16 protein-coding genes are annotated in these 22419 nt (G+C 44.4%); 2 read left to right on the top strand and 14 right to left on the bottom strand.

Annotation, left to right across the window (positions count from 1 at the left end):
- Window positions 1-6: 6 nt before the first annotated feature.
- The 12 genes from DN752_RS10725 to htpG all read right to left on the bottom strand — a co-directional run bounded on the left by DN752_RS10725 (window position 7) and on the right by htpG (window position 18539).
- Window positions 7-3186: a SusC/RagA family TonB-linked outer membrane protein gene (locus DN752_RS10725; RefSeq protein WP_112783942.1), complete on the bottom strand. Its 3180-nt coding sequence runs from the start codon at window positions 3184-3186 to the stop codon at window positions 7-9.
- Between the two features lie 526 nt (window positions 3187-3712).
- Window positions 3713-4285, bottom strand: a complete 573-nt coding sequence (locus DN752_RS10720) for a precorrin-2 dehydrogenase/sirohydrochlorin ferrochelatase family protein (protein WP_112783941.1) — start codon at window positions 4283-4285, stop codon at window positions 3713-3715.
- A 77-nt stretch (window positions 4286-4362) separates the two neighbouring features.
- Entirely contained in the window at window positions 4363-5127 is a 765-nt protein-coding gene (cobA, locus tag DN752_RS10715; RefSeq protein WP_112783940.1) for a uroporphyrinogen-III C-methyltransferase, read from the bottom strand.
- Window positions 5124-7226: a HEPN domain-containing protein gene (locus DN752_RS10710; RefSeq protein WP_112783939.1), complete on the bottom strand. Its 2103-nt coding sequence runs from the start codon at window positions 7224-7226 to the stop codon at window positions 5124-5126. Before DN752_RS10710 ends, cobA begins: the two co-directional genes overlap by 4 nt.
- 61 nt (window positions 7227-7287) lie before the next feature.
- Window positions 7288-8547: a sulfate adenylyltransferase subunit 1 gene (locus tag DN752_RS10705; RefSeq protein WP_112783938.1), complete on the bottom strand. Its 1260-nt coding sequence runs from the start codon at window positions 8545-8547 to the stop codon at window positions 7288-7290.
- 127 nt (window positions 8548-8674) lie between these two features.
- Window positions 8675-9574 (bottom strand): sulfate adenylyltransferase subunit CysD, encoded by a 900-nt coding sequence (gene cysD, locus DN752_RS10700; RefSeq protein WP_112783937.1) that lies wholly within the window; start codon window positions 9572-9574, stop codon window positions 8675-8677.
- Window positions 9575-9643: 69 nt separating this feature from the next.
- Window positions 9644-10345 carry a phosphoadenylyl-sulfate reductase gene (locus tag DN752_RS10695; RefSeq protein WP_211324204.1) on the bottom strand — a complete coding sequence of 234 codons (702 nt, stop codon included), beginning with the start codon at window positions 10343-10345 and terminating at the stop codon, window positions 9644-9646.
- A 5-nt stretch (window positions 10346-10350) separates the two neighbouring features.
- Window positions 10351-10596, bottom strand: coding sequence for a DUF2061 domain-containing protein (locus DN752_RS10690; protein WP_112783935.1), 246 nt, complete (start codon window positions 10594-10596; stop codon window positions 10351-10353).
- 73 nt (window positions 10597-10669) lie between these two features.
- On the bottom strand, window positions 10670-11086 hold the full coding sequence (locus tag DN752_RS10685; RefSeq protein ID WP_112783934.1) for an RrF2 family transcriptional regulator: 417 nt from the start codon (window positions 11084-11086) through the stop codon (window positions 10670-10672).
- Between the two features lie 268 nt (window positions 11087-11354).
- Window positions 11355-13139: a RagB/SusD family nutrient uptake outer membrane protein gene (locus tag DN752_RS10680; RefSeq protein ID WP_112783933.1), complete on the bottom strand. Its 1785-nt coding sequence runs from the start codon at window positions 13137-13139 to the stop codon at window positions 11355-11357.
- A gap of 10 nt (window positions 13140-13149) precedes the next feature.
- Window positions 13150-16365, bottom strand: a complete 3216-nt coding sequence (locus DN752_RS10675; protein WP_112783932.1) for a SusC/RagA family TonB-linked outer membrane protein — start codon at window positions 16363-16365, stop codon at window positions 13150-13152.
- A gap of 290 nt (window positions 16366-16655) precedes the next feature.
- Window positions 16656-18539 carry a molecular chaperone HtpG gene (gene htpG, locus DN752_RS10670; RefSeq protein WP_112783931.1) on the bottom strand — a complete coding sequence of 628 codons (1884 nt, stop codon included), beginning with the start codon at window positions 18537-18539 and terminating at the stop codon, window positions 16656-16658.
- A gap of 809 nt (window positions 18540-19348) precedes the next feature.
- Between htpG and DN752_RS10665 the strand changes: the two genes are divergently transcribed.
- Together DN752_RS10665 and DN752_RS10660 are read left to right on the top strand one after the other, a co-directional pair.
- The gene (locus DN752_RS10665) at window positions 19349-20152 is read left to right on the top strand and encodes a formyltransferase family protein (RefSeq protein WP_112783930.1); all 804 of its coding nucleotides are present in this window, start codon (window positions 19349-19351) and stop codon (window positions 20150-20152) included.
- Window positions 20153-20307: 155 nt separating this feature from the next.
- Window positions 20308-20883 carry a uracil-DNA glycosylase family protein gene (locus tag DN752_RS10660; protein ID WP_112786501.1) on the top strand — a complete coding sequence of 192 codons (576 nt, stop codon included), beginning with the start codon at window positions 20308-20310 and terminating at the stop codon, window positions 20881-20883.
- A gap of 409 nt (window positions 20884-21292) precedes the next feature.
- Here the strand turns inward: DN752_RS10660 and DN752_RS10655 are convergent, their stop codons facing one another.
- Complete coding sequence (locus DN752_RS10655; protein WP_112783929.1) at window positions 21293-21856, bottom strand: FKBP-type peptidyl-prolyl cis-trans isomerase; 564 nt, start codon at window positions 21854-21856, stop codon at window positions 21293-21295.
- Window position 21857: 1 nt separating this feature from the next.
- Window positions 21858-22415, bottom strand: coding sequence for an FKBP-type peptidyl-prolyl cis-trans isomerase (locus DN752_RS10650; RefSeq protein ID WP_112783928.1), 558 nt, complete (start codon window positions 22413-22415; stop codon window positions 21858-21860).
- Window positions 22416-22419 lie beyond the last annotated feature (4 nt).

Here is a 22419-nt window from a genome sequence, read left to right as displayed (position 1 = left end):
AATCCCTTAAAATGTAGCTTTCAGCGTAAAACCAACGTACCTAGAGGATGGATCTTGGAGGTTATTGTCATTTCCATAATCCGGATCCAGCAGCGGCATTTTTTTCCACATGGCCAAGTTATAGCCATATAGGGAAAGGTTCAGTTTTTTGATTTTTTCTGACTGCATGATGTTCATCAGGTCATAGGTTACGGCCAGTCTTCTCAATTTGAAGTAAGACCTGTCAAAGACGTTGGCAAACGTTTCGCTTTCTTCTTCAGTGACTTGGGCTTGGTACGGATAGATCTGCGACCAAGTCTGCCAGCTCACCGCTGTGGTGTTTTGGGTATATTCGCGGGTGTCGGAGAGGACGTTGCCATCTACGTCCCTAGTGAGCTCACCACCAGTGACTACTACGCCTTCAGGCACGTAAACAGGCTCTCCTGCTGCATATTCCTGATCTCTGTAAAGTACGGAATTGGGATGCTTACCGCCCCACCACATTTTTTCGATGGTAAGTGATCGGATCAAGCCTCCCCAAGCACCGTCCACGTCCATATCGACCTGAAAGTCTCCGATGCGGAAGCGGTTCTGGATGCCCAATCTCCAGTTTGGATCCAAGTGGCCGATTTTGGTCGGATAGGGATCTTTAGTTGGTAGGCCAGTGTTGGCGTCAAGGATGACTTGACCGTCGGCACTTTTCTGCCAAACAGTGGCATAATATGCGTCAGCACGGTCGCCTTCCTTCAAAAAGCGGCTTGTTGTTGTACCAAAGCTTTCTACGTCCACATTTCCTGAGGTATTTTCTCCGTGCATATCAGTGATCCGCTTCACAAAACGTGACCAGTTCAATCCAATATTCCAATCAAACTTATCATGGTCAATAGCCAAGTAATTCAACATGATCTCCACCCCATTAGTGGTAAACTGGTTGCCATTTACCTTTCTGGAATTGAATCCGGAAGCTTGGGAAATACTGAGGTTGATGATCTGGTTTTCGTCCAAGATGCGGTAGTAAGTACCTTCTAGTGTTACTCTTTTCTGGGCAAAAGAAGTACTCAACCCCGCTTCAAAAGTTGTGGATTTTTCTGGCTGGATAGCCGGATTTACCAGTCCTGACGGATAGTAAACAGACGGTGTGGAGCCATACGTGACACCTTTGTTATAGGTTGACTGCAGGCTGTACGGATCCAGGTCACTGGATACTTCAGACCAAGAAGTGTATAACTTCAGGTAGTCCATGGCTTTTGGCAATGTGATGAATTCGGATACCATCGCACTTAGGGAGGCCGATGGATAGAAATAGGAGTTGGTAGATGTAGGAAGGGTAGAAGACCAATCATTTCTTCCTGTAAGGTTAAGAAATACGGAGTTCCACATTTCCAAGTTTACGGTACCATAGACACTTCGAATGGCTTTTTCTTGAAAGGTGTTGGATGCCTGTACGGGGCCTTGGGTATTGCTAAGGCTGTATACGCCTGGAACGATGAGCCCATCGGAAGAGGCATATTCCTGCTGGTATGTCCTGCGGAAGCTTGACGCGCCGGCATTGACACCAAAGGAAAAGTTATCCGTAAGGGTCTTATAATAACTTGCCAAGAAGTCGGTGTCCACGTTCAGCTGGTCTTCGTTCCACATCTTGTAGTCACCGTTTCTGGAATCACCATAGTTTAAGTAAGACTTAGGGCTCTGTGCATCGGTAAACCACCCTTTGTTTCTGGCAGAAACCCTTCCCTGAATATATAGATCAGGCGTGATCTGGTATTTCAGCTTCAGCTTTCCGTCCAAGGTGTTTTGGTTGTACAGTTGGTTATATTCATTGGCTGCAAAGTAGACATTGTTATACCATGCATAATTGAAGTTTGCCTGACGGTAGCCTTCCAGTCCCGGTACATACATGTGGTCTTTCAGGTCTTGGCCATTGACATCATCGCCCATCCAGATCAGGATGGTGTACATGTGGTTTTTTGGGCCATAGCCGTATCGGGGGTAGTTGGGAGAATGCACCTTGTTATAACTCGCCGTGGCGTCAAGTTGTAATTTCTCGGATAATTTAAAGGAAGAATTGAACGTCATTCCACCTGTGGTGAGGGAACTGTTAGGTACTTGTCCTTTTTGGTGGGAATAGTTTCCTGAGAAATAAAACTGTGCGCGGTCGCCTTGATAGGCTATTGAGAAATCATTTTTCGTAACCACCCCTGTACCTAGAAAATCATTCAGGTTATCATGTCTTACCCATGGAGTAGGTACTCGCTCATAACGAGACTTGTCATCATAAACAGTTCCGGCCACATTGCCGTACCATTCGATGGTTTCGCCAGTTTCCTTGTCGCGGATGGGGCTGTTCCATTGTGGTATCATGACGCCAGGCTCAAACTTCGGTCCCCAGATCATATCACCGTCTGAGATTCCGCCGTCTGCACCATCCCAAAATTCATATTTGCCATTGGAGCCGTTTCCGTATTCTGTCTGAGTTTCTGGAAATACCGTAAATCCTGCCGTCACCATATTGCTGGTCGAGGCCGTGACGGTAAGGCCTACTTTGGAAGCATTTTTCCGGGTGATCAGGATGGCGCCGTTTTTACCTCTGGCACCATACAGTGCGGAAGCAGCACCACCTTTGAGGACGTTGATGCTCTCGATATCATCAGGAGAAAGGTCGAAGAAATCGGTCTCCACGGGCACCCCGTCCAAGACGATCAGGGGATTTTTTCCTCGAAGACTAAACGATGGCGACTGGAACATCCCCGTGGGATTGGTGACGGTCAGGCCGGCTACCTGACCTGATAGCGCATTGCCTATGTTCATTGTATTGGCCTGATCCAGTCTCTCTGTATTGACCTCTTGGGTTGCGTAGCCAAGTTTTTTCTTTTGCTGCTTGATCCCAATGGCCGTTACGACGACTTCATCAAGGCTCTTTTCGTCCTCAGTAAGGGTAACATCGATTTTGGATTGGCTGTTTACAGGGATTTCCTGCGTACTAAAGCCAATAAAACTAAATTGCAAAACAGCATCAGTGGCCGCTTCAATGGCGTAATTGCCGTCAAAATCAGCAATTGTACCTTTGGTGGTGCCTTTGATCATGACAGTAACTCCCGGAAGCCCCATTCCTGAAGCATCCGTTATCTGTCCGGTGACCTGATCTTGCCCTATTGCCAAGAAAGGAAGCGAAAACAGTAATAGTAAAATAGTAAAAGCCTGTTTCATAAAGAAATATAAGTTATAGGTGGTAGATGATTGAAATTCAATGAATTATGTTGCGTTTAAGGTCTGCTATTGCCTTAATTTACCGCAAAACTATTCCTAATGCGTGTTTCATTTAGAAAGACCCGATTATGAAATTTTTAATTAAAAAGAAGAATAGTTAAGTGAAAATTAATATCAAAGAATAGCCTTTAAGCAGTGCTGCCACAAAAGTCTATCGTGTATAAGAAAAGTCTAACCAATTGGGAGATGCCAACGGTATCACCCTATCAAAATCAAAATATAACTATTACCAAAAAGTTAAACGAAACAAAAAATAACTTCAATTAAACGTAATAAAAAGGTTATGAAATAAAAAAAACAGATAGAGTCTATCTGTTCTTTTCAAAATTAAATCAACCGCATATATATTGTTTTTGGTCCAACTATTGGGTTGGGAAATAGTCAAACCGTTCTGTTGGCTAATGCAGGAAGGTAAATGGGGCAATGGCAATAAGTAAAAGATATTCCAGTCCCCAGTACCTGATACTTACTTCACCAAGAGTTCTTTGGTCAGCTTGTTCAGGGCTTCCACTTTGTATTCAAAATCGCCTTTTAGCGTATCTCGATATTCATGGATATTTTCCACCATTTCATTGATGTCATCAGGGATGACTTCTTCTAGAAACTGGCGAAGTCTTTTTGCGGTAGTGGGGGATTTGCCATTGGTGCTGATGGCGATTTTTACATTGCCTTTGGTGACGATACCTCCCAAGTAAAAATCACATAGCTCTGGTGTATCAGCGATATTTACCAACAGATGCTTGGCTTTGGCTTCTTGTTGGATCTGCTTGTTTACGTTTTTATCGTCAGTGGCTCCAATGACGATATGTCGACCTTCTAGGTACTTTTTATCATAAGCAGCTTCGATGAGCTGTAGGTTTTCCGTTTTGGCAGCTACTGCCTTGATCTCATCTGAGATGTTTTTTGCAAGAACAGTTACTTTGGCTTTTGGGCTGGATTTGAGCAAAAAAGATAACTTTTCCATTCCTACATTGCCTCCTCCTACGATCAAGGTATCCAGTTGTGCTACTTTTAGAAACACTGGGTAAAGTTCATTCATAATGGTTATGGTTAGTGGTTAAAGTAGCATCGGAAATGGGTGAAATTTCCAATGCTAATCAATTATTTTGGGTATAACTATACGCTGATAGCTGCTCTATAGACATCCATTAATTTTGGGCTTTCGCGCACCACGTCACCAATAATGATTACTGCGGGTGCTCCTATACCAGATGTCTGCACTTTATGTTCGATATCATGAATATGACCTGCTACCACTTTTTCCTCTGCTGTGGTGCCGCTTTGGATCAGGGCAATGGGGGTGTTTTCTCGTCCCGCCTGACCAAATGCCGCTACGATCTCCGGAAGTTTTCTGGTGCCCATCAGGATGACGACCGTTGCGGTGGATTGGGTCGCTAGCTGCACATCACGGGACAGTTGTCCCGATGAAGTAGTGCCTGTAATCACCCAGAAACTTTCGGAAACGCCTCTTTTGGTCACTGGAATTCCTTGGTTAGCAGGTACAGAAATGCTTGATGTGATGCCCGGAATTACCTCTGTCTCAATTCCAAATTGCTGCACATAGTCGATTTCTTCTGCACCACGGCCAAAGACAAACGGGTCTCCGCCCTTTAGTCGCACCACATGGCCATGTTTCATCGCATATTCTACGATCAACTTGTTGGTGTCTTGCTGGGGGTGCTGTTTGTACCCATGTCGTTTGCCAACAAATATCTTAATGGCATTTTCTGTGGCATGCTTCAGCAGTGCTTGGTCCACTAACGCATCATAAAGTATCACATCCGCCTTGCCCAGTGCCAAAATCCCTTTGAGGGTGATCAGTTCGGGATCACCTGGACCAGCACCGACCAAGGTCAGTTTCGGTGTGATGGGTGATATCATGCTTCTACCTCCTTCGCTCTGTAATCGCTGATGGCATGGTATACTTTTTCAGCTTTTTCATAATAAGCTTTTGCAAAAGCCTCAGTAGGCTCATTTTGCTGGATTTCATATACGGTATCCGCAAAGCTACCATCAAGCGTGATTTTTCCTGAATCTACGAATGTTTCGTCAAATTGCTTCACAATATCTGCATAAGAATTGGTCTTCTTACCTTCAGATACCAAGATAGCCTTTGCTGTATTTACCAAGGTGGCATAGGTATGGTAGATGCTGTCTGACCATTTTTTGTCATTGAAGCTGTCTTCTGCATTGGCGAGTTTTTCACGGGCTTCCAGTAACAAGGTAGCCACCAGGTCGATAACTACACCGGCACATTCACCTACCCCTACAGCTTTGACATAAGGGTTTTCATTGCCCCAGTCGATATAATCACTGTCCACCACATCATCCGTGCTGGTCAGTGGTTTTAAGAATTCGTAGAAGTACATCTGTCCCTGACGGTCATAATATTCTACGAAGACTTCGTTCTTTTCTGCGTTTTTCTCATAGTCGTCAAGGATCAAGCGTAGGGCTTGAGGCGCTCTTTTGCTTGGGATCTTGATGACTTTATCAGCAAACCGCCCTTGGCCTTGGCCTAACGTGGCACCACCAAGAAGTACCTGCAATGCTGGAATAACGGATTTGCCCACCTTGATGGACATGCCCTGAAAACCTATAGAAGCCATATTGTGCTGGCCACAGGCATTCATACATCCTGAGATTTTTATGGTCAAGTCCCTGTTGAAAAGGTACTGCGGGTATTCTTTGAAGATCACTTCTTCCAGTACATGTGCGGCACCTGTACTGCTCGCAATGCCAAGATTACATGTATCAGTACCTGGACAAGCTGTCAGGTCACCCAAGGTGTTGTAGCCATGGGCCACAAAGTCCAGTTTCTCGAGTTCCTTATAGAAGAACGGCAGTGCTTCCTCTTTGACATCCCGGATAAGGATGTTTTGACGCAAGGTTAGACGGATTTCATCATTGGCATATTGACTTACAAGATCGGCCAGTTTCCGGGCCTTGTCAGTATAGAAATCACCTAAGTGTACTTTTATGCCGATCGAAACGTACCCTTCTTGTTTTTGGGGAAGGACGTTGGTTTTTAACCAGCGCTCATAAGCTTCGCTTGTCGGGGCTTCTACGGAAGGAAGTTGGGGATTTGGAAGCGTCTGCTTGGCTTCGTAGCTTTTATAATCAATCGGATAAGACTGAAACTGCAGTGCTTTTTGTTCCTCGTTTACCAATTTCATAAACTCCTCTACGCCGATATCTTTGATCAAGAACTTCATACGGGCCTTCATCCGTTTGGCACGCTCACCATGACGGTCAAAGATCCTTACTACGCCTTCAATGAACGGAATCAGCTTATCGGTCTCCAAAAACTCTTCGATGACATCAGCGTGTCGTGGTTGGGAGCCAAGGCCTCCGCCAAGGAGGACTTTAAATCCTCGAACTTCCTCACCATCCACGGTTTTTACTTGCGGGATAAATCCCAGATCATGTAAATAGGTCAGGGCGGTGTCTTCTTCGCTGGATGAAAAAGCCATCTTAAACTTCCTGCCCATCTCTTGACAGATCGGGTTTCTCAGCATGTACTTGAAGGTCGCATCTGCATAAGGGGTGACGTCAAAAGGCTCTTTGGGATCTGTTCCGGCAGTCTCAGAAGCCGTGACGTTTCTTACGGTATTACCACATGCTTCCCGAAGGGTAACATCATCTTTCTCCAGCTCCGCCCATAGCTCAGGTGTTCTGTCCAAGCTTACATAGTGGATCTGGATATCCTGACGGGTGGTGATATGTAGTCTCCCCGTGGAATATTCATCGGAAACCTTACAGATCCTGTGCAGCTGTTTGCTGGTTACTTTGCCATAGGGCAATTTGATCCTGATCATCTGCACACCCGGCTGGCGCTGGCCGTATACACCTCTGGCCAACCGTAGGCTTCTGAATTTTTCCTCATCTATTTTACCGTCCTTAAAAAGAGAAATCTTCTTTTCAAGTTCGATAATATCCTTTTCCACAGTGGGATTTTCGATTTCTGTTCTAAAGCTTTGCATAGTGGTTGTTTTGTTCTTTTTGGGTGAAATGCCTTTTCCCCGCTTTGCCAGGGAAAAGAAACTACTGAATGAACCCTACACTAGTGGTGTCGTACGAAGCTTCATCGATAAGGATAAAGCTTCCGTTTGACTTGCTGTCACCATAAGGGTCAAAGTGAATAGGCTTGCTCAGCCGGAAGTTCACTTTACCGATATCATTTAACTTCAACTGCTCTGTCTCCTCTGTTCCGGAGAAGTCTGTGTGTACCAAGCCCTCTATGCTATCTACTTTGGCCAACACCTGGTTTACACCATGCTGAAGGATGTATTTAGTACCTAATCTAAGTGGTTTGCTGTTTACCTGACAGATGGTAGCTGACAGCTGCTTTTCGGACTTTGGTAGTTCGTCGGATTTTACCAACATGTCACCACGGCTCACATCTACTTCGTCTTCCAAGGTGATGGTTACCGAACTACCCGGAGTAGCTTCTTCAAACTCCTGATCAAAGAAATGGATGGACTTTACTTTGCTGGTAGTGAAGGAGGGCAATACCGTCACTTCATCTCCTACAGACAGGTTGCCGCCATAGAGCTTTCCGGCAAAACCACGGAAATCATGATAAGCTTCTGTCTTAGGCCTTACTACATATTGCACGGGAAAACGGGCTGCACTGTTGTCTTCATGCTCGTCGATCTCAAGGGCTTCCAGGTAATCCAATAGTGAAGGCCCTTGGTACCAGTTCATTATTTCTGAGCTACCTGCTATATTGTCCCCGTGAAGGGCACTTACAGGAATAAACTTCACTTGATCCTCAGAATAGTCACTTTTCTCAATCAGTGCCTCAAAATCTTTTTTGATATCTTCAAAAACCTGTTGGTCATAATCTACCAGATCCATTTTGTTGATGGCAACGACTACATGGCCTACACGAAGGAGGTTATTGATAAAAAAGTGACGGTAGGTCTGCTCGATCACTCCTTTTCTGGCGTCTATCAAGATGATGGCCGCTGAGGATGTGGAGGCACCCGTTACCATGTTTCGGGTATATTCCACGTGACCCGGAGTGTCAGCGATGATATAATTGGTTTTTTCTGTGTTAAAATAGATGTGGGCCACATCAATGGTGATCCCTTGTTCCCTTTCGGCCACCAAGCCATCCGTAGCCAATGAAAAATCCAGGTAATCAAAGCCTTTCTGCTTGCTGTTGCGCTCAATGGCCTCCAACTTATCAGTGGTCAGCGACTTGGTATCATACAGTAATCTTCCGATAAGCGTACTTTTGCCATCATCCACACTTCCTGCCGTCGCAATATTGATCAGTTTTCTGTTTTCAGTGCTCATTTTCAGTTGTTTTTTTTGGGGGATTACAAATCCCCAATATCGGCAGATAGGGATCCATGGTCCCTACCAACTTAAATCTTGTCTCTTTGTTCTTTTCTCGGTACTTTTTGCAGCTTAGTGGCTTGTACTAAAAGTACCCCACCTTTTTACGGTTTTCCATAGCCGCCTCGGAGCGCTTGTCATCGATCCTTGCTCCACGCTCGGAAATTGTACTTGCCTTGATTTCGTCCACCACTTCTTCCAGTGACTCTGCTTCTGAAAGTACTGCTGCGGTACAGGTCATATCTCCTACAGTCCTGAACCTTACCATGCGTTCTTTTACTTCTTCATGCTCTTCTCTATAGACATGCTCGGAAGCCGTCCAGATCATCCCATCCCGCACAAAGGTCTCTCGCTTATGGGCAAAATAGATGGAAGGTATCTTGATATTTTCGGTCTTAATGTATTCCCATACGTCCAGCTCAGTCCAATTGGAAATAGGAAATGCTCTTACATTCTGGCCATGATGGATCTTTCCGTTCAGCATGTCAAAGAGCTCCGGGCGTTGGTTCTTCTCGTCCCACTGTCCAAAATCATCTCGCACAGAGAACACGCGCTCCTTAGCGCGGGCTTTTTCCTCGTCCCTTCGGGCACCGCCGATACAGGCATCGAACTTATGCGCTTCGATGGCATCCAGTAATGTGGTGGTCTGCAAGGAATTTCTACTGGAATAACGTCCTTTTTCTTCTTGTACTTTTCCTTGGTCGATGGTGTCCTGTACATTGGCCACGATCAGCTCAAGCCCCAGTTCTTCTACTAACTTGTCACGGAATTCGATGGTCTCTGGAAAATTGTGTCCAGTGTCCACATGTAACAAAGGGAAAGGGATTTTGGCAGGATAAAAAGCTTTTTGGGCTAATCTCACCAACGTGATCGAATCTTTCCCTCCGGAAAACATCAACACTGGTTTTTCGAATTGGGCAGCCACTTCACGGATGATGTGAATGGATTCGGCTTCTTTCGGATTAGGGACAAACGTATTTTTCATGTGCTATTATTGTTTTTATCCGAAGCTCTTGGCGATGGTTTTTCCTGCCTAAAGCTCCAAGCTAAACTTCTATTTTATGTGCAATCCGCATTCTTTTTGGGAAGCTTCCCACCACCACCTGCCGGCGCGTGGGTCTTCACCAGGCTCAATGGCCCGGGTACAAGGAGCGCAGCCAATGCTGACAAATCCTTTGTCATGAAGGGGGTTATATGGGATTTTGTGGTCGCTGATATACTGGTGCATTTCTTCCATCGTCCAGTTCAGCAAAGGGTTGAATTTCATGATCTGGTTACCTTGATCCCATTCCAGTTTTTGCATGGAATTGCGATTATTGCTCTGCTCAGCGCGGAGGCCGGTAATCCAGATGCTGTTTCCCGCAAGTGCCCGCTTGAGCGGCTCGACCTTACGGACGTAGCAGCAACTCTTACGGTTTTCGGGAGATTCATAAAATCCATTAATGCCTATATCTCCTACCAGTTTCTCCACAGAGCTGGTAGTGGGATAATAAGGCTTTATTTTAATCTTATATCTACTCTCTGTTCGTGACAACAGATCATACGTCTCGTAAAATAACCTTCCTGTGTCTAAAGTAAAAATTTTTACCGGAAGATTGTTTTTTGCAATGATTTCCGTGATCACTTGGTCTTCCTGACCCAGTGACGTGGAAAACACAACCTTTCCCGGAAACAACTCGCACAGCTGGGACAGTGCCTCTGCAATGGAGAGGTTTTCCAGACGTGTCGACAAATCTTTCAAAAGGTTCTTCTTCATAGCAATTATTGATTATCTGATACTTTTGCCCAAGCTCTCTCATGGAAATAGTACAACACCATTTTGCTGACCACTTCTATAGAACCTATGGACAAGGCTGTTTTTATTTGTCCAGTGATGAGGTAGGAGATCACCATTGTATCTATCGTCCCCACTATTCTCCAAGATATAGACTTGAGCACGCTCTTTACATTGGAGTCTTTCCCCTTATCATCTACAAACCATTTTTTGATAGACTGATCAAAAATCATAGGTTTTATAATTTGTTGAAAGACAAAAGTATATAAAACCTATAAAAAAAGTAGGGTTTATAGGAAAATTTTTTCATTCTTTATCCAATATGTCAGATAAGGTTTTGTTTTCCAGTATGTTAAGCGTCTCGTCTCTCACTTGAATCATCACTTTATTGAGTCCACATTTTTCTTGATCTTTACACTCTTCACACCCTTCGTAGTAGTTCAAACTCACACATGGCAATAAGGCGATAGGGCCATCCAATAACCTGATAATTCTGGACAATGGAATGTCCTTTGGTTCCTTGATCAGGTAATACCCTCCTCCTTTGCCTTTTTTACTTCCCAAAAAGCCTGCTTTCTTCAGTTCCAGCAGGATGTTTTCGAGAAATTTGTGTGAGATACCGTGTTCTGCGGCAATGTCTTGAATCAATACAGAGCCCCCATCTTTGTGCTTTCCTAGATAGGTCAACGCATGAAAGGCATATTTGGTTTTCTTGGATAACATCTTACAAAAATAAAATAATTCCTGAAATCACTCGGTTTGTGTAGGTTTTTTCCTAAACGTAATGGCCAGTGTCATTGGTTTCTTACAAAATTATGCCGCTGATAAGCAAAATAGAAGGGTTTTTGGCAGAAAAAGTGAAAGAAAAAAAATCCCCAAAAAATGAAATCGGGGATTTTTTTTAGCTTTATGTGATCCGTCAGGGTACAAGGGGCATTATCGTAAGGGATGTTATGCCCTTTGGTTTTCTTCATCCCAGGGGGCATTGATTTTAATAAGCAGGATCCTGGGCAAGTGTCGGTGTGCCCTTTAAATAGGACCTTTCGATTGCTTCCAGTGGAATCGGATAATACTCATTTTTTCCTTTGGTGAAAGAGGCATCCTTTAGGTAGGTACGTTTTGTTCTTTCTTCCTCTAAGTATTCGTTCAGTACCTGTGCGGATATTCCCCAGCGTTGCAGGTCAAAGAAACGGTGTCCTTCCATTGCAAATTCCAGCCGGGCTTCCATCCTTACCGCCTTTCTGGCCGAGGCCTTATCTGTCCAAGGAACATCATACATGTTGATGACATAATTGGCTGCCGGTTCTCCTTCTACAATGGTGAATTCGTTTCGTTCAGCGCCTTGGATGGCTTTTGGAACGAAGCCGTTTGGGTTGGCAGCCCTTTCGCGGATCATATTGACCAGTTCCCTGGCCCTTTCCAAGCTCCCTATTTCCACTTCACATTCTGCCAACCAGAGCAATATCATGCTGTAACGCATGATCCTGTAATTATTGGCAGACAATCTTGGGTTGGCTCCTATTCCAAAAAAAGCTGGTTCGGCCAAGTGCTTTTTGGGCGAATAGGGCCCTGCATAGTTTTGATCCCGGATAAAGTCGCTTCCGTGGATTTTGAAGCCCTTGTGCAAGATCCCTCTCCTGCCGACGGTATGGTCCAGTCGCGGATCCAAGGGGCCTTGATAAGGGGTAAAATCAGCATTCCAAGCGATTCCTTGGTCATTGGTCACGTCTTCTTCATTGAAGGTGTCCAACAGTGGAAGACCGTTTGCATCTGTTTTGTAGGCATTTACCAAATTCTGGGAAGGCTGATAAAAGCCACAGCATCCCCAAGGATCTGTATAGGGGTAGTTGAGCGTGGTGGTCTCATTGGAGGCCTGTTGGTTGGCACCGGAAATATTGTATTGGATTTCAAAAATTGATTCCACATTGTTTCTGGTTCCCACCATAAAATTCTCCTCAAATTTCTCCATGAGCTGAAATCTTCCAGAGGCCACAATTTCCTCCAATAGCGCTTTGGCTTGTTGTAGTTTATCGGTATTGGCTGTCCCTGTTGCATTATCCCATCCTTGGTACATGTAGGCTTTGGCAAGGAACGCCATGGCTGCCCATTTAGTGGCTCTTCCTACTTCTGTTTGTTGATCAGGAAGGACATCCATAGCTGCTTTTAGATCTTCTTCGATATCTGGCCAGATCTCTTTGTCATTGGGTACTTTGGAGCTCTCTAGGTCATTGATGTCAAATACCTCATCGGAGATATAGGGGACTTTTCTCCACATCTTTCTGGCTTCAAAATGAAAGAAACCACGCAAAAACCTCGCTTCTGCCACGATTTGCTGGCGACGTGCATCCGAGATACCTGATTCTACATTTTTGAGGGTATTCAGTACGTCATTGGTTCGGGCGATCCCTTTGTAAAGTGCCCGCCATTTATTTTTCAGGTGATTGTTGGTGGGCTGGAAATCATATCTTTCCAGAAAGGATTGCTCTGGTTGATCTCCTGCATCGGTGCCTTTATAGGCGTCATCGGAAGTAACTCCACCATAGACCCAGTTGTCCACCGCTCCGTTCCAGGAGCTTTGACCTTCTAGACCATATCCGGTAGTCATCTTATATGCTCCGATCAATAGGCCTTCTACACCATCTGGTGAGGCCAGCTCCTCCTCACTTATGCTTCCTTGGGGCGACCGTTCCAAAAACTCATCGCTGCAGGATAGACTGATAACGGCTGCTGCCAACATCATCAATACGTGCTTTATATTTATAACTGTTCTTTTCATGATTCTTCAATTAAAATGATATGTTCAAACCTAAAATCAGACTTTTGGAAACCGGCATATATCCGCCATCAAAACCCAAGGTGGCGTCATTATCAGTCCCCACTTGGATCTCAGGATTCAAGCCAGAGTATTTGGTGATGGTCAGGAGGTTTTGTCCCTGCAGGTACACCGAAGCACTGCCTAAGCCAATTGCTTTTAGACCCTGATCAGGCAAGTGATAGGTCAATTGTATGTTTCTCAGCCTGAAATAAGAGCCATCTTCAATGAAATAGCTGGAAGGCCGACTACTTACTTGGTCATTGGCGTCCATAATAGGCGTTTGGGCGCTGGGATCGGCCGCTACCCATTGGCTGCGGGGAGCTTCTGGGTTACTTGGCTGCCATGCCTCGTACAATGCTCTCTTTGAACGGTTTCCTTGAAAAGTGTTGAAGTCCGTGAAGTACCTGACGTAATTGTAAATATCATTTCCCACTGATCCATTTCCGAAGATGTCCAAGTCCCAGTTTTTGTATCCTAGGCTGATATTGATGCCATAATTGAAGTCAGGGTGTGGGTTGCCAATGATGGTACGATCGGCATCCGTGATGACACCATCCTCATTTACATCCTGGACTTTAAACTTGCCAGGAGCATTGTATTCTCCATACGCAGGCCAAGAGTCTGCTTCTTCCTGTGTTTGGAAAATACCTACCACATTATACCCGTAAAATGAAGAAAGTGGAATGCCTGCACGGCTGATCGTGAGCGATGGTACCCGAGTGGATCTGCCAAACAATACGGCATTTTCTCCCTCATCAAGCTGGTCCACATTATTGCGGTACATGGAGTAGTTACCTGATATGCTGTACCTAAAATCCCGTCCATGGGCGGTATTATTATAGCCCAAGCTAATATCCATGCCTTTGTTGGTCATCTGTCCGACATTGAAATAAGGTGCGACGGCATCTCCATGACCATAGCTAACGGGTACTTGGAAAAGCATATCTGTGGTCTTCCTGTTCCATAGGTCAAACTCGAAAAAGATCTTGCCAGCGAGCATTTCCACGTCAAGTCCTAGGTTATTGGAGGTCGTAGCTTCCCATTTGGCATTTCTGTTGCCGAACTGCAGTACATCAAAACCCACTGTAGGGGTAGAGGTGGAGCCATCAATCGGGTAACCAGCATTAAAGATATTGGTCTTATAAGTGGTGTAGGCATTATAGTCTCCGATCAGCTGATTACCGGTCTTGCCCCAGCCGTACCTCAACTTCATATCAGAAATAAAAGGCAGGGCGTTTTTGATGAATAATTCATCTGATAATCTCCATCCCAAACTAAACGCTGGGAAAACTGCTGACCTTGAGGATTGTAAAAATCTCGATGATGCATCATTCCTTAGGATAAACTGTACAAGGTATTTACCCTCATAAGAATAGTTGAACTGCCCAAAAGTGGAAAATAGGCTATAATCTACATCCACGCCTCCCGAGTTCTTTGCCGTGGAGGCATCTCCCAAGTCAAGGTAACTGAGCACTGGAGTGGATAGGAAGGGAAACTTCTCCCTCCTGGCAGTGAAGCTCTCGCCAAATTCGCGTATGGCTTCTGTGCCTATGTATGCGTCCACTTTGTGCGCATCGCCAAACTCGTGCGACCAACTTAACGTGTTGGTCCAGACCGTTTGGAGGGAATATTGATTTTGAGCCTCTGAACTATTGATGAAGTTTCCTTCCACATATTCAGGCTGGGGTCTTCCAAGGATTCTACTTCTCCTCATATTGCCATCAAATCCATAGCTGGTCTTAAAAATCAGGTCATCGGTAATATCATACGAGGCATATACATTGCCAAACCCTCGTATCCTAAAGTGCCTGTTGTCTTTTTGCCTGGCCAGAATGGCCACTGGATTATAATTATTGCCCAAATTCCGTCCCCGGCTTCCTGCAAATTCTCCCATGATATCATATACGGGAAGAAGTGGGTGGTTTTTATATGAGCTGGAAACTGCGTTCTGCTCGTCGTCATTGGAAAATCCACCCTTGCGAATGTCAAATGAGGTAGATAGATTTTCTCCAATGGTCAGCTTGTTGTTCAGGGCTTTGAATTCGGTGTTTGCCCGGAGACTGTACCTTTCATAGCCAACGTTATTGACGATACCTTCTTGGTTAAAGTAATTAAGGGATAATGCATACCGACCATTTTCGGTCCCTCCAGCAGCGCTTACCTGATAGCTCTGGATGGGGGCTTTTCCGGTAGATTCCTTCCACCAGTCTGTGTCGCCTGCACGGGTGATGGGGTAGATATTGCCAGGCTCCAATGCGTATAGGTCTGGATTGGTCGCCGGATCACCCTCCATGGCACCACTGGGGAATACATAATCTGGTAGCATTACTTCTCCATTGGCACCATAAGTATATTGGCCATGGTCTGTGGTTCTGCCTGCGTAGGTATTGGTTAAGTACAAGTAACGGCCAAGCTCCTCTGCATTGAGAACATCAGGGCTGTTAGCGGCTGACTGTGTTCCATAGTAGGCACTGACAGAAATAGTTGGTTTACCCACTTTGCCCCGCTTGGTGGTGATGATCACTACGCCGTTGGCCGCTCTGGATCCGTAGATAGAAGCTGCGGAAGCATCTTTCAGAATTTGTATCGACTCGATATCATTGGGGTTTAAATTGCCCTGGTTTTGGGTAGGTACTCCATCGATGACATACAGCGGGTCATTGTTGCCGATGGTACCGAAGCCCCGAATCCTTACCGTAGCATTGCCGCCCGGTGTGGCATCGTTGACGATGTTAACACCAGATGCGCGACCTTGAAGTTGCTGCGCAAAAGTAGTCGCTGGCACTTTCTGTAACTCCTCCGAATCCACCGACGATACCGCACCGGTAATGTCTTTTTTTGACTGGGAGCTGTAGCCTGTTACCACGACTTCATCCAGACTGCTTAAAGATGCTCCCAACCTCACATCGATAATACTTCTCGTGCCTACCTTTTCCTCTTTGGATTCATATCCTACAAAGGAAAATACTAGGACGCTCTCGTTGCTAGGAACATCGATGGAGTACGTGCCGTCAAGATCTGTCACGGTGCCGTTAGAAGTGCCCTTCACTAAGATAGTGGCCCCCGGCAATCCTTCTTTTGTGTCATCCGTAATCTTACCTGTAATCGTTCGCTGGGCAAACGCTGATAATCCTGTACTCAATAACAAAATCGTCATCAAGCACCATCGCTTGTAAAACTTGGTCATAATAAATGGGTTAATGATAATTACTATAGAAAAGTCTAATAAACTGTCTTATTGACGCTTAATACCATGTAGAGACAGACTCTAAAAATATAAAATTTACTCAGTGGTATCAAAATTATATTAAGTCTTTTTATTGATAAAAATATTTATTATTTCGAAAAAGTTTATTTTAACCAAATATAAGTTCTTTTTACTGTAGTGTAGTAAAATATCGCCTCCCCTATAAACAACAAATCTCCAAGAGTTTAACACCCTTGGAGATTTGCCAATACAATTCGTGAAGAAATAACTTAGATCATCTCCACACTTCTTTTTACGAACTCGGTCAAGTCCTTTCCTGAAAGCATCCCTTGGGAAAGTTTGGCCAGGTCAAATGCTTGCTTGGCAAGTCGGCCCTTTTCGTCCTCTCCTTCTGCTTTGAGTATCTTGTCGATGATCTTGTGGTTGCCGTTGATGGCTACTTTATAATTATCAGGCATCGCTCCATAGAAGCCCATGCCCCCACCAGTCTGTGCCATGTCCTTCATCCTACGCATAAACTCCTCCATGGTGATCGTCACAGGGAGTTCCTCTGGACTGAGGCCTTCCACTTCCACTGTGTAGCTTTGGCTGGCAATGGCCTTTTCGAAGATTTCCTTTACCTGCTTGCTTTGCTCTTCTGTCAGTACAGTGGTTGTGCTGTCCTCTTTCTTGATGAGCTTATCCACTACATCGGCATCTACACGCTTCAGGGAAGTTTTTTCTAGCTTCTGCTCTAAGTTATTGATAAAATGGCTGTCGATCGGAGAGTCCAGTGAAAGCACATCATATTCCTTCTTATTGGCAGACTCGATGAAGGTATTTTGTTTTTCAGGATCAGTGCTGTACAAGAAGATGGTCTGTTCGTCCTTGTCGGTCTGTGCAGCTTTTACCTTTTCCTGGTATTCAGGGATGGTGAAATATTCATCCTTGGTATTTTTGAGCAAGGCAAAATCCTTGGCTTTGTCATAAAACTTATCCTCGCTTACCATGCCGTACTTCACGAATAGACCAATGTCATTCCACTTGTCTTCGTAGGACTTTCTGTCTTTTTTGAACAACTCACCTAGCTTGTCGGCTACTTTTTTGGTGATATAGCTGTTGATCTTTTTCACATTACCATCTGCTTGCAAGAAGCTTCGTGATACATTCAGGGGAATATCCGGAGAGTCGATCACACCGTGCAGCAACATAAGGAATTCCGGTACGATGTCCTTCACCTCATCGGTAATGAATACCTGTCTGGAGAATAGCTTGATTTTGTTCCGTTGTAGTTCAAACTCGTTTTTTACCTTCGGGAAATACAATACTCCTGTCAGGTTAAATGGATAATCCACGTTCAGATGGATCCAGAAAAGTGGATCTTCGCTCATCGGGTACAGCTCCTTGTAGAAGGCCAGATAATCTTCATCCTTCAGCTCACTGGGCGACTTGGTCCATAGCGGCTCAGTGGTATTGATGATATTGTCTACTTCTACGGATTTGTATGTTGGATTTCCTTCATCATCCTTGCCATCTTCGATACTTTCTGTTTTGGTCTCAAACTTGATCGGGACTGGCAGGAATTTACAGTACTTGTCCAGAATTTCCTGAAGTTTATACTTATCCAAAAACTCCTCGGAGTCCTCGTTAATGTGGAGGACGATTTCGGTTCCACGCTCTGTTCGGTCACCTTCGGAGATTTCGAAGGAAGTACTGCCATCACATGTCCATTTGGCAGGCTCGGCTCCTTCTTGATACGAGAGGGAATGGATATCCACTCGGTGGGCCACCATAAAGGCAGAGTAAAATCCAAGACCAAATTTACCGATGATCTCATTGGCATCTTTGGCATCCTTGAATTTCTCCACAAATTCAGTAGCACCTGAAAAAGCGATCTGATTGATGTACTTTTTGATCTCCTCAGCGGTCATGCCAAGGCCCTTATCAGTAATGGTGATGGTTTTTTTCTCCTTGTCAAAACTCACCTCCACGGTCAAATCTCCCAAGTCACCAGTGTACTGACCCAATGTAGCCAAACGCTTGACCTTTTGGGTAGCATCCACGGCATTGGAAACCAATTCTCTCAGAAAAATCTCGTTGTCTGAATAAAGAAACTTCTTGATGATCGGGAAAATATTCTCGGTATGGATCGAGATGGTACCTTTCTCCTGCATAATTATTGATGTTTTTAATTGTTTGCTGTTGTTAAACTAATTCCTTGTTATCAAGTGGTGTTCCAATTCCCTTTTCGTGCCAAAATGACAGTTCCTGTTCCTCCTTAATCATTGTTTTAACCCGGATTCTAAGACGTTGAGAAAGTAACGCAAAGTAGCTAACTTATTTGACAACCATATTAGACATATAGGGCAGTAGCCGCAATGACACCAGTAACCACAGAGATAGCAAACTGGTTCTCACAGAAACCAATGAAATCTCAGAAAAGCCTTATTTCATTCTGTGCGTTCCGTGAGAAATTAACCCCGGATTATGCGTTAGGGATCGTAGTGAGGGCTGAAATTGCAAGAAAATCAGTTAGTTTGGAGGCATTAGCGTAGCACCGCTACGGTAATGCCGAAAACTAAAGTGAAACGGCTGATTTTGAAGCAGTTTAAGGTCGCAACAGATAGGCTAATGCATATTCCGGGTTAAATCTACTGGGGATCAGGCATATAGTATAAATAGGATAAGGTCCTCCAGAACAATCAATGTTCCGAGGCTAAAGTGAATCAAAAAGGGGAAATGCCCTTAACTAAACGAGAATGAAACCGGGGTAAGTGAATAAGCTGTTTTGGAATCTAACTTCAACGAAATGAAACATTTTTAGTTAAAACATGTTTATATATAAAGAGATGTTTAATGTATTTAAAATACTTTTTAATAGTTGTAAAATTAACTTATATTGTAATTCATTTTATGAAACCGCATAGTTGCCCTAAACCTAAATTAGGAGGTTTAGGAGTGACACTATTACTAAAGCAAGTATATGAAAATAGTCATCATTAGTGAATGCAAGGCTAGGGAAATGATTGTTGTGAACAGTATATTGAAATTCCAGCCAAGAGCTGTGGTCATACAGCCAAAATTTACGGGAGTAAGACCAAAAAAGAAAAGGGGATTTTATAGCTTGGCCAATCGGGTATTGGGAAGGATTCGTTATCAAGCCTTAAAAAGTAGGTTGGGAGAGTATCGTCAAGATAGTCCAAGCATTCTTAATCGTGTTCCTTACGACGCCAAAGAGCTAAATTCTCCTGAAGGGGCGGAGTTTCTCAGACGCCTGTCACCAGACTTGTTGATTACTTGTCGAGCACCCTTGCTCAGCAATGAGATATTACGAATACCCCGCTTGGCTGCAATTAATATTCACTACGGGATAGCGCCCGAATACAGGGGAAACGATACCCTTTTTTGGGCCATGCACAATCGAGATTACCGAAATATAGGAGGTACCATTCATCATATTAGCCCAGGAGTGGATACTGGCAATATCATAGCAAGGGTTTTTCCTGCCCTTTTGCCAGGCGATGATGAAACATCCATCGACATCAAGACTTCCGAACTACTTGCCAAAACACTGGACCAGTACCTAGAGAAAATTTCCAATGCCAAGCAATTAATACCCGGTGTGCCCCAGGCTAAAAAAGGAAATAATTACCGAGCCGCAGAGAGAACATTCGGTAAGAGTCTTCGGATGATGTTCCAGAATTTGGTCGGCTATCAGGCATTTCCTTCTCAGGAAGAGATAGTCGAAACCTATTTTGAAGAGGAAAGCATCAGTATTTTTGCGTGATAGCGTTAGTTCGATTTATCTTCATCAGGCTTTTTATTCATCGAATATGGGGGGGATAAGTTAGCGGTTTTACGTCACTTTTTTTCAATGTCTTGGAGTCCGGGTTTAAAATATTAAATGAGCTAGGTACCTTGTAAGGCAAATGAATAATGCCCATGCAGCAATTACTAAAAGAGATAAGGTCCTGTGATCTATGTAAGGAATCTCTGCCTTTGGGGGCTAATCCCATCGTTACAGGGAGCCCACAAAGCAAGATTGTCATCATCGGCCAGGCACCGGGCAAAATCGTCCATGAATCTAGCATTCCTTGGAATGACAAAAGTGGCGACAACCTTCGCAAATGGATGGATGTAGACAGGGCTATCTTTTATGATCCTAATAAAATCGCCTTGGTGCCTATGGGGTTTTGCTATCCGGGAAGAGGTAAATCAGGCGATCTTCCCCCGCGGCCAGAATGCGCACCACTGTGGCACCGTCGGCTAATGGAGATGATGGAGGAAGTAAGGCTGACCATGTTGGTAGGGAGTTATGCACAAGCATATTATTTGGAAAACCGTTCACGAAAAACACTGACCGAGACGGTAAAAAATTTCCACGAGTACCTCCCTGAATATTTGCCACTGCCTCATCCCTCACCCCGAAACAATATCTGGCAGGCCAAAAACCCGTGGTTTGGGGAGGAAGTGCTTCCTATACTGAAGGAACGGGTAAAGCGGATATTGGAAGAATAATAATGTTATACAGAAAGTCAATTTTATCTCCTGAAAGAGGACGTCCTAAAAACCTGAGCTCGACTTATTTTTAGTATTAAAACGGTCATTGCAAATGGAGCGATAGCGGAATGAAGCAATCTCGTTTTTAGAGGAGAGATGGCTTCGTCGTTCCTCCTCGCGATGACGGTTATGTTACGTCATCGCGAACCTGTCTGCCCAGGCACACCCTCCGCTCCTCAAATCTCCCCCTAAGCCTTGTTTGGCTCCAGACAAGCACGCCTTTGGCTTCCTTCCGACCACTCTACGGAAACGGTTTTATAATCGAATTGAGGTTCTTAGCTCTAAGAAGTACTCTTCTCTCATGAAAAAAACACCTCAGCAAAAGCTGAGGTGTTTCTAGTTATGATATCTTTTCTCAGAACCGGGTTTAATCCATCCCCAAGAATTCCACATTATAGATTAAAATCGAGTTGGCTGGAATTAGTCCCTTTTCTTGATCCTGATAAGCAAGTGGTGAAGGAATAACCAACACGGCTTTTGAGCCACTTCTTAAATGGCTAAACCCATATTGCCAGCCTAAAATAACTTCGGATTGCTGTCCAGGTGCTACTAACTGAAAATCATAAGGACCATACTCATCACCCTCTTCATGCAGATCATTTTCTATGGCTTCAGATTCAATATTGGTATCGAACACCGTCCCGTCCTCCATCAATTTTCCGACATAATTGGTATAAATGACATTGCCATAATTAGGCCTAGAAGCATTGCCTTCTTCTTGGACGATGATCACTGTGCCACTTGGGTCATGTATCCGGTAAAGGCTGTCGATCTGAGCTGTATCCAAGTAGGCGGCGATCTTGAGGCTATCGGTTTCCATATTGCCTTCAAAATCATACTGAGGACCAAAATCATATGGATTGTTCGGCTCACATGAAAATGCGGCTATTCCTACTATCGCAGCCATTAGGCCAATCACTAACTTTTTCATATCACTCTTCGGTCGTTATGTCTTCTTCGCTTTTGATGATATCCTTGAGTTCGAGATCAAATATCAACACGGAATTGGGGGGGATTATTCCTTTGTCTACATTTCCATAGCCCCATATAGATGGCATGATGACTCTGGCCCTATCGCCTTTTTCCATTTCGGAAAGTGCATATAAAAACCCTTGGATATAATTGTTGCTGTAAACCTCTAATGGAACATAGTCCCTTTCTGAGGAATACATTCCGTTTTCTCTGGCAACGGCCTCGATATTGGTGTCAAATACCGTTTCGTCAAGTAACATTCCCGTATAGTTCACAAGTAGGGTGTCCCCTTCTTCCGATTTTATCCCTGAATAAGAAAGGGAGTCCCATTGCATGACTATCCCTCTGTCTGGGTCTTGTTCCGTTTTTTTGGCCTGGAAATCGGTGGTAGCCAGGTAATCTTCAATCTTCTTGAGATCTTTTTGATAAACCTCCTGTGGGCTTTCCTGATCCTTGATACAGGAAGCAAACAGCCCCACAATGAGGGCTGTTATGAATAGTTGCTTAAGGATTTTCATTCAA

It is taken from the genome of Echinicola strongylocentroti (assembly GCF_003260975.1).
GTDB classification, from domain to species: domain Bacteria; phylum Bacteroidota; class Bacteroidia; order Cytophagales; family Cyclobacteriaceae; genus Echinicola; species Echinicola strongylocentroti.
This window is presented reverse-complemented; position numbering and strand designations above follow the sequence as displayed.

Bases quoted from the DNA above. Each gene is read 5' to 3' on its own strand.
- DN752_RS10725 (WP_112783942.1), bottom strand. From the start codon at position 3,186: ATGAAACAGGCTTTTACTATTTTACTATTACTGTTTTCGCTTCCTTTC.
- DN752_RS10720 (WP_112783941.1), bottom strand. From the start codon at position 4,285: ATGAATGAACTTTACCCAGTGTTTCTAAAAGTAGCACAACTGGATACC.
- cobA (WP_112783940.1), bottom strand. From the start codon at position 5,127: ATGATATCACCCATCACACCGAAACTGACCTTGGTCGGTGCTGGTCCA.
- DN752_RS10710 (WP_112783939.1), bottom strand. From the start codon at position 7,226: ATGCAAAGCTTTAGAACAGAAATCGAAAATCCCACTGTGGAAAAGGAT.
- DN752_RS10705 (WP_112783938.1), bottom strand. From the start codon at position 8,547: ATGAGCACTGAAAACAGAAAACTGATCAATATTGCGACGGCAGGAAGT.
- cysD (WP_112783937.1), bottom strand. From the start codon at position 9,574: ATGAAAAATACGTTTGTCCCTAATCCGAAAGAAGCCGAATCCATTCAC.
- DN752_RS10695 (WP_211324204.1), bottom strand. From the start codon at position 10,345: ATGAAGAAGAACCTTTTGAAAGATTTGTCGACACGTCTGGAAAACCTC.
- DN752_RS10690 (WP_112783935.1), bottom strand. From the start codon at position 10,596: ATGATTTTTGATCAGTCTATCAAAAAATGGTTTGTAGATGATAAGGGG.
- DN752_RS10685 (WP_112783934.1), bottom strand. From the start codon at position 11,086: ATGTTATCCAAGAAAACCAAATATGCCTTTCATGCGTTGACCTATCTA.
- DN752_RS10680 (WP_112783933.1), bottom strand. From the start codon at position 13,139: ATGAAAAGAACAGTTATAAATATAAAGCACGTATTGATGATGTTGGCA.
- DN752_RS10675 (WP_112783932.1), bottom strand. From the start codon at position 16,365: ATGACCAAGTTTTACAAGCGATGGTGCTTGATGACGATTTTGTTATTG.
- htpG (WP_112783931.1), bottom strand. From the start codon at position 18,539: ATGCAGGAGAAAGGTACCATCTCGATCCATACCGAGAATATTTTCCCG.
- DN752_RS10665 (WP_112783930.1), top strand. From the start codon at position 19,349: ATGAAAATAGTCATCATTAGTGAATGCAAGGCTAGGGAAATGATTGTT.
- DN752_RS10660 (WP_112786501.1), top strand. From the start codon at position 20,308: ATGCAGCAATTACTAAAAGAGATAAGGTCCTGTGATCTATGTAAGGAA.
- DN752_RS10655 (WP_112783929.1), bottom strand. From the start codon at position 21,856: ATGAAAAAGTTAGTGATTGGCCTAATGGCTGCGATAGTAGGAATAGCC.
- DN752_RS10650 (WP_112783928.1), bottom strand. From the start codon at position 22,415: ATGAAAATCCTTAAGCAACTATTCATAACAGCCCTCATTGTGGGGCTG.